Origin of the sequence: Arhodomonas sp. KWT2 (assembly GCF_041949875.1) — a bacterium.
Taxonomy (GTDB): Bacteria; Pseudomonadota; Gammaproteobacteria; order Nitrococcales; family Nitrococcaceae; genus Arhodomonas; species Arhodomonas aquaeolei.
In genome coordinates, this window is the sequence record NZ_JBHFPQ010000043.1 from 158262 (window position 1) to 171765 (window position 13504).

The 13504-nt window shown below is 69.0% G+C and carries 13 protein-coding genes; 6 read left to right on the forward strand and 7 right to left on the reverse strand.

Going from position 1 to position 13504, the window contains the following annotated elements:
- Nucleotides 1-10: 10 nt before the first annotated feature.
- Both ACEZHJ_RS10070 and ACEZHJ_RS10075 read right to left on the reverse strand, forming a co-directional pair.
- Entirely contained in the window at nt 11-631 is a 621-nt protein-coding gene (locus tag ACEZHJ_RS10070) for a LuxR C-terminal-related transcriptional regulator (protein ID WP_163138603.1), read from the reverse strand.
- 87 nt (nt 632-718) lie between these two features.
- Nucleotides 719-985: a hypothetical protein gene (locus tag ACEZHJ_RS10075; protein WP_163138602.1), complete on the reverse strand. Its 267-nt coding sequence runs from the start codon at nt 983-985 to the stop codon at nt 719-721.
- A 153-nt stretch (nt 986-1138) separates the two neighbouring features.
- On the opposite strand from ACEZHJ_RS10075, the gene ACEZHJ_RS10080 reads away from it, so the two are divergent.
- From ACEZHJ_RS10080 to ACEZHJ_RS10095, 4 genes are all read left to right on the forward strand, one after another.
- Nucleotides 1139-1627 carry a MarR family winged helix-turn-helix transcriptional regulator gene (locus ACEZHJ_RS10080; RefSeq protein ID WP_163138661.1) on the forward strand — a complete coding sequence of 163 codons (489 nt, stop codon included), beginning with the start codon at nt 1139-1141 and terminating at the stop codon, nt 1625-1627.
- Nucleotides 1628-1708: 81 nt separating this feature from the next.
- A complete protein-coding gene (locus ACEZHJ_RS10085; protein WP_163138601.1) occupies nt 1709-2755 on the forward strand; it encodes a TRAP transporter substrate-binding protein in 1047 nt (348 codons plus the stop codon).
- On the forward strand, nt 2739-3263 hold the full coding sequence (locus tag ACEZHJ_RS10090; protein WP_163138600.1) for a TRAP transporter small permease: 525 nt from the start codon (nt 2739-2741) through the stop codon (nt 3261-3263). Before ACEZHJ_RS10085 ends, ACEZHJ_RS10090 begins: the two co-directional genes overlap by 17 nt.
- 13 nt (nt 3264-3276) lie before the next feature.
- The gene (locus ACEZHJ_RS10095) at nt 3277-4584 is read left to right on the forward strand and encodes a TRAP transporter large permease (protein ID WP_163138599.1); all 1308 of its coding nucleotides are present in this window, start codon (nt 3277-3279) and stop codon (nt 4582-4584) included.
- A 1104-nt stretch (nt 4585-5688) separates the two neighbouring features.
- Here the strand turns inward: ACEZHJ_RS10095 and ACEZHJ_RS10100 are convergent.
- Nucleotides 5689-6207 carry a class I SAM-dependent methyltransferase gene (locus tag ACEZHJ_RS10100; protein WP_018717410.1) on the reverse strand — a complete coding sequence of 173 codons (519 nt, stop codon included), beginning with the start codon at nt 6205-6207 and terminating at the stop codon, nt 5689-5691.
- Between the two features lie 376 nt (nt 6208-6583).
- Here ACEZHJ_RS10100 and ACEZHJ_RS10105 point away from each other — a divergent pair, with 376 nt between their 5' ends.
- Nucleotides 6584-7054, forward strand: coding sequence for a potassium channel family protein (locus tag ACEZHJ_RS10105; protein WP_018717409.1), 471 nt, complete (start codon nt 6584-6586; stop codon nt 7052-7054).
- A gap of 42 nt (nt 7055-7096) precedes the next feature.
- Here the strand turns inward: ACEZHJ_RS10105 and leuA are convergent, their stop codons facing one another.
- The 4 genes from leuA to ACEZHJ_RS10125 all read right to left on the reverse strand — a co-directional run bounded on the left by leuA (nt 7097) and on the right by ACEZHJ_RS10125 (nt 12908).
- Nucleotides 7097-8806, reverse strand: coding sequence for a 2-isopropylmalate synthase (leuA, locus tag ACEZHJ_RS10110; protein ID WP_018717408.1), 1710 nt, complete (start codon nt 8804-8806; stop codon nt 7097-7099).
- 385 nt (nt 8807-9191) lie between these two features.
- The gene (locus ACEZHJ_RS10115) at nt 9192-11219 is read right to left on the reverse strand and encodes an ATP-dependent helicase (protein WP_163138598.1); all 2028 of its coding nucleotides are present in this window, start codon (nt 11217-11219) and stop codon (nt 9192-9194) included.
- Nucleotides 11220-11289: 70 nt separating this feature from the next.
- Nucleotides 11290-11925: a maleylacetoacetate isomerase gene (maiA, locus tag ACEZHJ_RS10120; RefSeq protein ID WP_018717407.1), complete on the reverse strand. Its 636-nt coding sequence runs from the start codon at nt 11923-11925 to the stop codon at nt 11290-11292.
- On the reverse strand, nt 11925-12908 hold the full coding sequence (locus ACEZHJ_RS10125) for a fumarylacetoacetate hydrolase family protein (RefSeq protein WP_163138597.1): 984 nt from the start codon (nt 12906-12908) through the stop codon (nt 11925-11927). Before ACEZHJ_RS10125 ends, maiA begins: the two co-directional genes overlap by 1 nt.
- Nucleotides 12909-13042: 134 nt before the next feature.
- On the opposite strand from ACEZHJ_RS10125, the gene ACEZHJ_RS10130 reads away from it, so the two are divergent.
- Nucleotides 13043-13495: a MarR family winged helix-turn-helix transcriptional regulator gene (locus ACEZHJ_RS10130; protein ID WP_163138596.1), complete on the forward strand. Its 453-nt coding sequence runs from the start codon at nt 13043-13045 to the stop codon at nt 13493-13495.
- The last annotated feature ends 9 nt before the right edge of the window (nt 13496-13504 follow it).

The following is a 13504-nucleotide window of genomic DNA, read 5'->3' on the forward strand; positions in this document are numbered from 1 at the left end:
CCCGCGCGGATCAGGCCAGCTCGCGCCCGATCAGCGCGGCCTCGACCCGGGTGCTGACACCCAGCTTGCGCAGCACCGCACTCACGTGGGCCTTCACCGTCCACTCGCTGAGGTGGAGCTGTTCGGCGATCTGGCGGTTGGACTGCCCCTCGCCGAGCAACCGGAGCACGGTTCGCTGGCGCCGGGTCAGCGCACTGAGGTCACGCTCACCGGCCACCGGGGCCGCCTCACGCTCGGTGAACGCCCAGCTCGGGAAGTACTGCCCGCCGTCGATCACGAGCTGCAACGCGCTGCGTATGAGCGTGGTGTTCAGGGACTTGGGGATGAAGCCCGCGGCACCGGCGGCGATGCTCTGACGCACCACCGTGGCGTCCTCGCGGTGGGAGACCACCACCACCGGCGCGGCGGCGGCACGCTCGCGTGCGGCCATCAGCGCCGCGGCATCGCCGCCACCGGGCATGCACAGGTCGAAGAGGATAAGGTCGAACGACTCCGCATCCAGCGCGGAGAGGCTCGCCTCCACGCTGTCCGCGTCGCGAATCGTTACATCACTACCGAAAAGATCCCGCAGCACGGGACGCAACGCATCCCGCATGAGCGGGTGGTCGTCGGCGATCAGCACCCGTGCCATGCCGCCTGCCTCACAGTGAACCTGGCAGGCAAACTAGCACGGCACACCGGCGCGGGACAGTCCACGCGCCGGCACGACGACAGGCAATCAGGCCGCCTGTCGGGTCTCCGACTCGCCGAGGCCGTAGTCTGCGGGGCTGATCTCCGGGGCGATCTGGAAGACCAGCTGAAAGCCGTAGCCGTAGCGTCCGATCCGGGAGACGGCGGCCTCGTCGAGGATGGTCGCGGCGTCGTCGAACTCGAGCCGCTCGGCGAGCTGCTCGGCCTGGATGCGGTCCTCGAGACGCGCCTTGTATACCCGGCGCTCGCCGTCTGCATTGAGACCGAGCATGAGGAACCACTGTCGGTTGTGCATTGTTGATACTCCCTGAGCCGAAATATTGAGCGCATTATAACGCCTTGTGCTGCAACGCAGCATCACAAGTGATTCATCCGTCAGTCATAGGTGGGCAGCCAGGTCATGCCGCCGCGGTTGCCGATCGGGACGGCGTACTGCAACATCCCCGGCATGGACGAACAGCCAGCACGAGATCATCAGCCCCCGGCCGAGGAGCTGGAAATCGAGCGATTCATCCCCTACCGCATGGCGGTGCTGGCGGATTGGATGAGCCGTTCTCTGGCCGGCACCTATCAGTCCCGCTTCGGGATATCGATCCCCGAGTGGCGGGTGCTCGCCCACCTTGCCCGTGAGCAGCCGCTTTCGGCGGGGGTGCTCAGCGAGCGCACCAACATGGACAAGCCCCGGGTGAGCCGCGCGCTGCAACGCATGACCCGCAACGGGCTCATCGAGCGCGAGAGCGACGCCCACGATCAGCGCGTCGCCGTGATCCGAATGAGCGCCGGCGGACGCGCGACCTACGAGCGTATCGCCCCCCTCGCCCAGGCGTGGGAGCGCGAGCTGCTCGCCGGCCTCGACGAGAACGACCGCATAGAGCTCGAGCGCCTGCTCGACCGGCTACAGGAGCAGGTGGCACGGATGCGCGAGTCGTCGTCGTGAATGGATATTTTCCATCGAAACGAAACCGCGTAGGATTTCCGGCATAAGTACTCGAATAACCCCGCACGCAGGAGGAGAGTCATGCTCAGGGGAATCCTCGCACGCGCCCTGATCACGGGCGTCGCCACGGCGGGTCTGCTCACGGCCTCCGCCGCCGCAGCGCAGCAGACCATCGAGCTCAAGCTGAGCCACTATCTGCCGCCGTCCCACGGCATTCACACCGATTTCATCGAGCCGTGGGCACGGGCGCTGGAGGAGCGTACCGACGGCCGGGTGAAGGTCACCATCTATCCCGGCAACACCGCCTTCGGCGACATCACCCGCCAGCTCGACCAGGTGCGCGCCGGCGTGGTGGACATCGCCCACGGCCTGAGCGGCCTGCCGCGGGGGCGTTTCCCGGCCACCTCGGTGATCGAGATGCCGTTCCTCGTCGAGGACGCCGGCACCGCCTCGCGGGTCCTCTGGCAGCTCTACCAGGAGGGTCGTTTCGGCGACGAGTACGACGGGCTCAAGGTCCTCGCGCTGCATGCCCACAACGCCGGGCTGATCCATACCACGGACACGCCGGTGCGCAAGCTCGAGGACCTGAAGGGCCTGCGTCTGCGCACGCCGAGCCCTGCGGTCTCGGCGATGCTGGAATACCTCGGTGCCAGCCCGGTGGGCATGCCCCCGAGCCAGGTCTACGAGAACCTGCAGAAGGGCACGCTCGACGGCACCCTGTTCACCTGGGACGCGGTGGGCGCCTTCCGGCTGAATGAGGTCCTCCAGTACCACACGGACGCGCGGGCCTACACGGTGTCGTTCTACTTCGTGATGAGCCAGCGGCGCTTCGACAGCCTGCCCGAGTCGGTCCAGAACGCCATCGACGAGCTCTCCGGCGAGACCCTGGAGGCCCGGTTCGGCGACTGGTGGGACAAATGGGACCGCGCCGGGCGCAAGGACGCGGTGGCCCGCGGCCACGAGATCATCCCGGTGAGCGACGCCGAGCGCGCGCGCTGGCGCAAGCAGCTCCAGCCCATGATCCAGGACCGCCTGGAGACGCTGCAGGACAACGGCGTGGAGAACGCGCCGGCGATCTACCAACGCGCCCGGGAGCTGGTGCGGGAGTACAGTGACTCGTCCTCGTAGCGCCCGGTTTGCCGCGGGCCTGCACGCCGCCGTCGAGCGGGTGCTGGCCTGGGCGGCGACCGCCGGGGTGGCGGTGCTTGGGCTCGCGATCGTCATGGTGGTGGGCGACATCCTCGCCCGCGCGCTGCTCAACCATTCGCTGACCGGCCTGGTGGACATCACCCAGCTGTGCGTGATGACGATGGCGTTTCTCGCCATCCCCTACACGTTTATCCGTAACGCCCATGTCGGCATCACCGCGGCGACGGACTGGCTGCCGGAGCGCGCCCGCGCCGGCCTCGACGCGATGGCCGCACTCGCCGGCGCGGCGCTCGTGGCCCTGCTCGGGCGCTACGGCCTCGACCAGGCCGTGCTCGCCCTGCGCTACGGGGATTCCTCCCAGACCATCGGCATACCGATGATCTGGTACTGGAGCGCCCTGCTGGTGGGTTGTCTGCTCTCGCTCGTCGCCACACTCGCCGAGGCACTGCGCCGGCTCGTGCACGCCGCGGCCGGCGTGGCGCCGTGACCGGAGCCCGCCCATGCCCGCAGAGCTAGCCGGCATCGCCGGTTTCGCCGCCGCCCTCGTGCTCATCGCCCTGCGCGTGCCCGTCGCCGTGGCCATGGGCCTGGTCGGCGTGGTCGGTGCTATCCCGCTGGCCGGCTGGCCGGCGGTACGATTCATGCTCGGCACGCTGCCGTTCGGCGCGGTCCATCCCTACGGCCTGTCGGTGGTGCCGCTGTTCATCTTCATGGGGGTGTTCGCCGCCCACGCCGGGCTCTCGCGCAACCTATACGACGGTATCTATGCCTTCGTCGGCCACGTGCGCGGCGGCCTGGCCCTTGCGACTATCGGCGCCTGCGCCGGCTTCGGGGCGATCTGCGGCTCCAGCCTCGCGACCGCGGCGACGATGTCCCGCGTCGCCCTGCCGGAGATGCGGCGCAAGGGCTATGCGGACTCCCTGGCCGCCGCCTCCGTGGCCGCTGGCGGCACGCTGGGCGTACTGATCCCGCCGAGTATCATCCTGGTGATCTACGCCCTGCTCACCCGCGAGTCCATCGGCGCGCTGTTCGCCGCCGCCCTGTTCCCCGGGCTGCTCGGCACTGCGCTCTACATGCTCGCGGTGCGCGTGCGCACCCGCATGAACCCGGGGCTCGGCCCCGCGGGGGAGCGCCGGGACACCGCCGGCCGGCTGCGGGCACTGGGGCGCACCTGGGACGTCGTGCTGCTGTTCGTGGTGGTGATCGGCGGGATCTATGCAGGCCTGTTCTCGCCGACCGAGGCGGCAGCGGTGGGCGCGGCAGGTGCGTTCGTGTTTGCCGCCCTGCGCGGGCGCCTCACGCGGGAAGTGCTGCTCGGCGGGATTCGCGAGGCCGCGGTCACCAGCGGGATGATCTTCTTTATCCTCATCGGCGCCGCGCTCTTCAACTTCTTCATCGAGTCCAGCAACCTGCCGCAGTTCCTGGTGAGCACGGTGGCCGCACTGGACTGGCCCGCCTGGGGGGTCATGGTGGTCCTGCTGCTGTTCTACCTGCTGCTGGGCTGCTTCATGGACAGCCTGTCGATGATGCTGCTGACCGTGCCCTTCGTCTTCCCGGTGGTGACCCACCTCGGCTACGACCCGGTGTGGTTCGGCGTGGTGCTGGTCACGGTCATCGAACTCGGCCTGATCACCCCGCCCATCGGCATGAACCTGTTCGTGATCCAGGCCGCGGACGAGCGGCTCTCACTGCCGCGGATCATGACCGGGATCATCCCGTTCATCCTCGCCGATGTCCTGCGTTTGGCGCTGTTGCTGGCCTTTCCCGTGATCGCGCTGGGACTGCCCCGGGCGCTGGGACTGGGCTGAGACGTCGCACGCCTTCGGCGCACGACCTACCCGAGATCGCCGGTGGTTTGCCGGGGCGCCGTTTCCCGTAAGGTCGGCCGCGCTCGGCAGCCGACATCCCGCCCGCCCGGCGGGCGCGCGCCGTCGATGTTGGCCGCCAGGCTCGGCCAACCCGAGGGAAGCAGCGCGGCGGCATGCCCGATCCGCGGCCGAACCAGTCATCGCATGCGCTGGGTACACGGCCAGCCTCCGGTAGGTCGTGCACGGCCCCGGGCCGTGTGCGACATCCCCGCGAAACCATCCAGGCGTCGCACACCTGACGGTGCACGACCTATCTGGGGCGCGCTTCGACGGTAAAGCGATTGCCCGGAGGCAGCCGACAAACACCGGGGCCGGCACGGCAGTCGTAGGGCTACAGCGCCTGGGGAGCGGGCGCATGTAGGGATCGCACGCCGCCGGGGTGCGCCACCCTCACCTTGGCGACAGGCACCGCGGACACAGCCGCCACCCCGTGATGGTCATGCCAGCCGGCCCAGGCGCGGCTTCCGTGGTGCCGGGCGCAAACGACCGGGCCGGGATGAAAGTACCGGACAAAAAAAAGCCGACCCAAGTGGTCGGCCAAGGAGGAGGAGAGATTGAAAATTCTAGCTGAGACCGAGTATACAGCATTGCGCCGCAACATGAACAGACAGTCAGTCACAAGGGGTTTGACCGCAGTTCACAGATAACCCAACCCGGTGCACTCATTGTGGACGGACAAAAAAAAAGCCGACCTGAATGAGGTCGGCCAAGAGGAGGAGAGATCAAAACCGCTGTTGCATTGCAGTATACACAAAACCGGGCAGATGTGAACACCCATTCACGATCAATTCAGCTGATTTCCCCACGAAAATGGTGCATCGCGTCACAACTCATGCTTGCGTCACCTGCCACGTCCGGTAATATCAACGTCAACCTTGAAGGCGAAGCCCGGCGAAAGACCGGGCCGTCGGCCAAGGGGGGGAGAGGCTACCAAAGCAAAAATAGAATTGGGCCCGCGGCAAGCGGGCTTTTTTGTGTCCGTTTCCAGCGTGCGGGGAATCGTGACGGGCCGCTGGGCGCACGGCCCGTCCGGTATCGGCAGGGTTACTCCGCGGCCACGCGGCAGCGGTAGCAGTGCGCCGGCGGGATGTTGCGCACCTCGAACTCCTTGTCCACCCGCGGGAAGGTATCCTTGAGGAACGGGAAGACCGCGTTCGAGAACTGGAAGACCAGGAACTCGCCGGTCTCGGCGAGCCCGTTACGGGTCGTCTCCAGGATCTCGTCACGGGTGTCCGCGGGCATGGTGCTGAACGGGATACCGGAGACGATATAGTCCACCCCGTCCCATCCGAGCTGCTCGGTCCACTCATCGAGACTCGCCGCAGAGGCATGGGCGATGGTGAGCCGCGGATCCTGAACGCGCTCCCTCACGTAATCGGCAAAGTCACGGTTGAGCTCCATGACCAGCAGCTCGCCGTCCTCGGGCATACGCTCGAGCAGGGCGCGGGTGAACGTCGCGACGCCGGGCCCGTACTCCACGACGCGCTTCGCGCGGGACCACTCCACGGGCGCGAGCAGCTTGTCGATGAGGTGACGGGAGCTCGGGATGATGGATCCGAGCATCGCGGGGTGCTTGAAGAAGTTACTCGCGAAAAGCCAGAATCCCGACCCACTGGCCGAGGCGTTCGCTGATTCGTTAGCGGCAGACACTCTAACGTTCTCCATTGCTTGAGTTCGTTGGCAGGCCCTGACCGCGGAGGCACACTGAGGTGCCGCACGCACTGAGCGCATAACTTTGGCAGGGCCCGGGGTGCGGACGCAAGTTTACGCGATCCGCCCCACACAGGCGCGGGCGGGATCCCCCGGGAGACGCGCCCGCGGCCGCCGCCCGGACGCGCACCGGAACCATACCGCCGCGGCCGGTGACAGCCGGGCCCGGCGGCAACGATACTAACGGCCGGACAACGAACGCCCGGATCGACGCGGACCCGATACGCACGTGGAACACCCGACCTCCCCCTTCATCGACGCCCTGACCAGCCCGACCCACTGGTTCATGGCCGTGGTAACGGCGCTCCTGGTGGGCATCTGCGTGGTCATCCACTACCAGTGCCTGCAGGTGGGCTGGCGCTTCCTCGTCGGCCAGAGCCTGGCCCGCCACGGCCACCGGCGCATGGTGGTGATCATCCTCGGCCTGCTCGGCGCCCACGTGATCGAGATCTGGATCTTCGGCGCCGGCTATTCGCTGCTACTCGAGCTCGACGGCACGGGCAAACTGGTGGGACTGCCCCTGCAGGGGCTGCTCGACCATGTCTATTTCTCGGCCGTCACCTACACCACCCTGGGCTTCGGCGACATCACCCCGCAGGGCCCGATCCGGCTGCTCGTGGGCACGGAGGCGATCACCGGGCTGGCGCTGGTGACGTGGTCCGCCTCGCTGACCTTTCTCGCGATGCAGCGCAACTGGTAGCGGCCGCCCACGGGCGGCCGCCGATGCCCCGGCGTCACCGGCTCAGGCGAAGCGCTGGCTGCCGTCGCCCCGGCCGATCAGGCCGTTCCGCCGGTCCTCGGGCAACCGCGCCCAGACCCGGTTGATACCGCTGATCACGGCCTTGATCGAGGCGCTGACGATGTTGCCGTCGATACCGACACCGAAGACATCCCCCGCCACCCCCTCGCAGGAGAGCTCCACGAAGCACACCGCCCGGGCGTCCGACCCCCGGCCCATAGAGTGCTCCTCGTAGTGCTGGACACGCACGTCCGCGTCCAGCGCGGCGAGCAGGGCGTCGATGGGCCCGTTGCCGACACCGGTAAGCACCTCCTCGCGGCCGTTCTCGCGGACCTTGAGCCGCACGCCCTGGCGGCCGTCCACGTCGAACAGGCTCTGGCTGACGTAGTCGATGGGGTGATCGAGTTCGAGGTATTCCCGGCGGAAGATCTCCCACATCTCGTCGGCACGGATCTCGGCACCGGTACTGTCGGTGACGCGCTGGATCGCGTTGCTGAACTCGACCTGCATGCGCCGCGGCATGGTGAGGTCATAGTCGCGCTCGAGCAGGTAGGCCACCCCGCCCTTGCCGGACTGGCTGTTGACGCGGATGACCGACTCGTACGTCCGGCCCAGGTCCCGGGGGTCGATGGGCAGGTACGGCACCCGCCAGGGCGCCTCCGGCTCCTGGGCGGCGAACCCCTTCTTGATCGCGTCCTGGTGCGAGCCCGAGAACGCCGTGAACACCAGGTCGCCGACGTAAGGATGGCGCGGATGGATGGGGAGCTGGGTGCACTGCTCCACCGTCCGTGCGACGTCGTTGATGCGCGAGAAGTCGAGCCCGGGATGCACACCCTGGGTGTAGAGGTTGAGCGCGAGGGTGACGAGGTCGACGTTGCCGGTGCGCTCGCCGTTGCCGAACAGGCAGCCCTCGACGCGGTCCGCCCCGGCCATGACGGCGAACTCCGCCGCGGCGATGGCGGTGCCCCGGTCGTTATGCGGATGGACGCTGAGCACGATGCCCTCGCGCCGGGCGAGGTTGCGATGCATCCACTCGATCTGGTCGGCGAAGACGTTGGGCATGGACATCTCCACCGTCGCCGGCAGATTGACGATCACCGGCCGGTCCGCCGACGCCTCCCAAACCTCGGTGACCGCGTCCACCACCTCGTGGGCGAAGTCCAGCTCCGTCGCGGAGAACGTCTCCGGGCTGTACTGGAACATCCACTCGGTCTCCGGGTTCTCCTCGGCGAGCTTGCGGATCAGCCGCGCCCCATTGACCGCGACCTCGCGGCTGCCGTCGCGGTCGAGGTGGAAGACCAGCTCGCGGAAGGCCGGAGAGGTGGCGTTGTAGAGGTGCACGATGGCGCGTTTGGCACCACGCAGCGACTCGAAGGTCTTCTCGATGAGGTGGTCGCGCGCCTGGGTGAGCACCTCGATGCGCACGTCATCGGGGATCATGTCCTCCTCGATGAGCCGGCGCACGACGGTGTAGTCGGTCTCCGAGGCCGAGGGGAAGCCCACCTCGATCTCCTTGATGCCCACGGAGACCAGCATATGGAACATCTCCAGCTTGGTCTCCACGCCCATCGGCTCGAACAGCGCCTGGTTGCCGTCGCGCAGGTCGGTGCTCATCCACACAGGCGGCACATCGATGGTCGCATCCGGCCAGGTACGGTCGGTGAGCTGGATGGGACGGTAGGGACGGTATTTCTTCGACGGATCGGACAACATCGCTCAATTCTCCATGTTCTATCGGCGCAATCGCGGGCCTGTGGCGATGTCACGGCCGGCGGGCTGCCACGTTTCCATGGCCCGCCGACCGCTGATCAGTCGTCGGTTGATCGGTTGCTCGCTGCGCGGCATGGATGCTCGCTCCTCGCAACTATCCGCTGTTACCCCGCCTCGCCCGGCGGGTGGCTGTTGAACGGTGAACTGGGTGTTGTGTGGGGTCTGATTAGCTGCGCGCAAGGCGCAGCGGGAGCAGCCCGGGCAGGAGCCGGGACGGCAGGCGGGAGGTCAGAAGGTGCCGGGGCTGATCCATAAACATGTCCGATAGTTAACGAAGGATCGCCCGGCATGTCAAGTTACGGGCGAGATACCGGCCCCTCACCACACCCTACCCGAGCGCCCGGCGCATCTCCGCGAGCCAGTCCCGGGCCTGGCCGGCGTCCGCCTCGCCGCCACCGGCCGCTCCGCGCCGGCGGTCCACCAGGGTAACCGGCTGGCCCGCACGCACCTCCTCCAGGAACCGCGAGACCGCCAGCCGCCGCGGACCCTCGCCGCCGCCCATGTCCACGCGGTCGGCGTGGTGGAGGATCAACCGGTCCTGGGCCCGGGTGATCGCCACGTAGCCCAGGCGCCGCTCCTCGGGGAGGTTCTCGACCACGCCCTCGCGCTCCATGGGCATGAGCCCCTCGGAGAAACCGAACAGGTGCACCTCGGGCCACTCCAGCCCCTTGGCGGCGTGAACGGTGCACAGGGTCACGCGCCCGCCCTCCTCGGCCTCGTCGGTACCGGCACTGACCACCTCCAGCGCGCTGGCCCACTGGGCGGCACGGTCCGCACCGGCCGGCAGGGCATCCAGGCGCCGGCGCACGGCCCCCTGTATCGCCCGCAGGCGCCCGAGGATGGGCCGCAGGGCGCGCTCGGGATCGCCCTCACCACCCTCGCCGCGGCCACCGCGCCGGGCCCGGCGGAGGAGCCAGTCGTTGATCATGGGGGTCTGGCGACACCACTCGAACAGCCCGCCCGGGCCGCGGGCGTGGAGGTCGTCCAGCGCCCGGCGCAGGGCGTCGAGCCCTTCCGAGGCCCGGGGCGAGAGCGCGCCGGCTGCGGCGAAGGGATCGCCCCCGCCGGAGAGCAGCCGGCTCACGCCCCGGGCCCCGAGCCCGGGCACCAGCTCGGCGAGCCGCGAGAGCGCACGGATGTCCCGGCGGTTGGCCGCGAGCCGGCCCGCCGCGAGCATCATGCGCACATCGGCGTAGCCGAGCAGATCGGTGCCCGCCTTCACCCGGTAGGGCACCGCACGGCGCAGCAGCGCGGTCTCCAGGATCCGGGCCATGCGGTTCTTGCGGTAGAGCACGGCGAGTCGGTCCGCGGCGGTACCGTCGCGGATCGCCCGCTCCAGGCGCTCGGCGACGCCTTCGGCCATGGCCTCCGCCGCGTCGTAGTGCACGAGCTGAACGCCGTCCCCCTCGGGGGCCGCGCGCACCGCGTACGGGGACTTGTCCAGGCGCGCGGTGTTGTGGCGCACCAGCGAGGCCCCGCCGCCGACAATCGCCGGCGTGGAGCGGTAGTTGCGCTCCAGGCGGTAGACCGTGGCGGACCACGCCTCGATGAAGGTGCGCAGGTTCTCCGGACGGGCGTGGCGCCACTCGTAGATCGCCTGATCGTCGTCACCGACCAGCATGACCGTTCGGCTCGGCGGCGCCAGCAGCTCCAGCAGCCGGAACTGCGCGGCGTCGGTATCCTGCGCCTCATCGACGGTGACGTCGCACAGCGCCCCGGTCACCTGCTCGCGCACCTCCGGGTGCCGGCGCAGCAGCCGCGCCGGCAGCGCGATGAGATCGGCGAAATCGATGACGGCGGCGTCGCGCTTCTCGCGCTCGAAACGGCGCAGGCGCTCGAGCATCCGCGCGCTCGCCACCGGCCCGAAGCCGTACTCGCCGCAGGCCGAGACGATGCCCTCCAGGTCCGCCTCCTCGGTGACATCCAGGCCCCGGGCGTTGATCGCCTCCACCGCCTGAAGCGCCTCCTGGCGGCGCTGGCGGTCGGAGAACGGGCCGGCGAGCAGCGCGTCGAGCATGCGCCGGGAGTCGTCCGCGTCCATGAGGGTGGCGTTGCCGGGCACGCCGATGTGACGCCCCCAGCGGCGCAGCAGCGCATTACCGTAGCTGTGGAAGGTGCCGATCCAGGGCAGCGCGATGCCGTCGGGCAGGCGCTCGCGGATACGCTCGCGCATCTCGCCCGCCGCCTTGTTGGTGAAGGTCAGCAGCACCATGGACTCGCCGTCCACGCCGCTCTCGCAGAGCCGGCGCACGGCGCGCTCGGTGGTGCAGCGGGTCTTGCCGGAGCCGGCGCCGGCGAGCACCGCCGCCGGGCCGTCCTCGTGGGCGACTACGCGGGACTGATCATCGTCGAGCATGGGGCGGGATGGTACCGCGTTTCACCGCGCTGCGGGAGCCGGCACCGGCCGGACCGGTGCCGGCCCGCGCTCAGATGGCATCGGGCTGATTCTCCGGGCGCGCCCGTTCGAAGGCGGGCAGGGCCAGGCACGCCTCGTTGATCGCGCGGATGCGCGGATAGGCGGCGAGGTCCATCTCGAAGCGGTTGGCGTTGAACACCTGCGGCACCAGGCAGACGTCCGCCAGGCTGACCGCGTCGCCGTGACAGTATGGTCCGGCCGGACCGTCGGCGAGCATGCGCTCCAGCGCGGTGAAGCCCTCGTGGACCCAGTGGCGGTACCAGCCGAGCTTGTCGCCGTCGCTCACGCCGAGCTCGCCGGTGAGGTACTTCAGCACCCGCAGGTTGTTCACCGGGTGGATGTCGCAGGCGACGACCTGGGCGATCGCCCGCACCCGCGCGCGCCCGGCGGCATCATCGGGAAGCAGCGCCGGCTCAGGAGCGATCTCCCCGAGGTACTCGCAGATCGCCAGCGACTGGGTCAGCCGCCGGCCGTCGTGCTCGAGGGTCGGCACCAGGTGCTGGGCGTTGACCGCATCGTATGACCCACCCCGCTGCTCGCCGTCACGCAGGTTCACCGCCACCGACTCGTAGGCCAGGCCCTTGAGGTTGAGCGCAATGCGCACCCGGTAGGCGGCAGTGGAGCGGAAATAGTCGTAGAGGCGCATCAGCCGCGGAACTCCTCGACCTGCTGGTCGATGGCGCCGAAGATGCTCTCGCCCGCCGCGTCGAACATCTCGATGCGCACGCGGTCGCCGAAGGACATGAACGGCGTGCTCGGCTCGCCGGCGTCCAGCTTCTCGAGCATGCGCCGCTCCGCCAGGCAGCACGAGCCCTGGCTGCGATCGTAGTTGGAGATCGTGCCTGAGCCGACGATGCTGCCTGCCTCCATCTCCCGGGTCTTGGTGACGTGGGAGACCAGGCGCGCGAAATCGAAGGTCATGTCCACGCCGGTGTTGGGCCGGCCGAAGAGCTCGCCGTTGAGGTGAACGACCATGGGCAGGTGCGCCCTGGTGCCGTCCCAGGCATCGCCGAGCTCGTCCGGGGTCACCGCCACCGGGGAGAACGCGCTCGCCGGCTTGGACTGGAAGAAGCCGAAGCCCTTGGCAAGCTCACCGGGAATGAGATTGCGCAGGGAGACGTCGTTGACGAGCATCAGCAGCTTGATATGCGACGCCGCCGCCTCCGGCGTGGTGCCCATGGGCACGTCGTCGGTGACCACCGCCATCTCCGCCTCGAAATCGATGCCCCACTCTTCGCTGCCGGCAATGATCGGGTCCCGCGGGCCGACGAAGGAGTCGGAGCCGCCCTGGTACATGAGCGGATCCTCCCAGAAGCTCTCCGGCATCTCCGCACCGCGGGCCTTGCGCACGAGCTCCACGTGGTTCACGTACGCGCTGCCGTCGGCCCACTGGTAGGCCCGGGGCAGCGGCGAGGCCAGCGCAGCCATGTCGAGGTCGAACGCGCCCTCCGCGCTGCCCGCGTTCAGCCGCTCGTAGAGGGCCTGGAGTGCCGGTGCCGCGGCCGTCCAGTCGTCCAGCGCGGCCTGCAGCGTGGGCGCCACGTCGGCCGCCTCGACGGCGCGGGAGAGGTCGCGGGAGACCACGACCAGGGCGCCGTCGCGCCCACGCTTGAGCGAAGCCAGCTTCATGTTGCCTCCTCATCCCCTGGCGGGGTGTTCGTCGGGCATTTGATATCGATCATAGCCGACCACGGGGACGGCCGATTAGCGTTCGGCAAAGTAGTTTCAGTCAAAATTAAAGTCAAGCAACCCCAGGTGCCGCCATGTCCCTCGTGACCCCTTCCGCGCCAGCCTCCAACGCCCTCCCCGGCCCCCTGTGCACCCTCGCCGACGGTATCCAGCAGGCGCTGGACCGCGCATGCCGCCAGACCGCCGGCATCCGCCTCGCCGACTGGCGGGTGCTCGCCGCCCTCGATGTCCACGGCCCTGTGTCCGCCGGCACCGTGGCCGAACGCGCCGGCCTGGAGCGCCCGCGTGTCACGCGGGCGGTTGCCCGGCTGCGCGAGCGCGGGCTGGTCACCCGCCAGCCGCATCCGGACGACCGCAGGGTCGTACACCTGGCCCTGACAGAGGCCGGGACCGCGTGCCTGAAGCGCCTCGGCGAGATCGAGAACGCCCGTCCGGACCGCCTGCTCGCCCACCTCTCGCACACGGAACGCGAGACCATCGGCCTCCTCCTGGATGGGCTGAGGGATAAGACGGTCCCTGCAAGGTAGTTTCGCTCA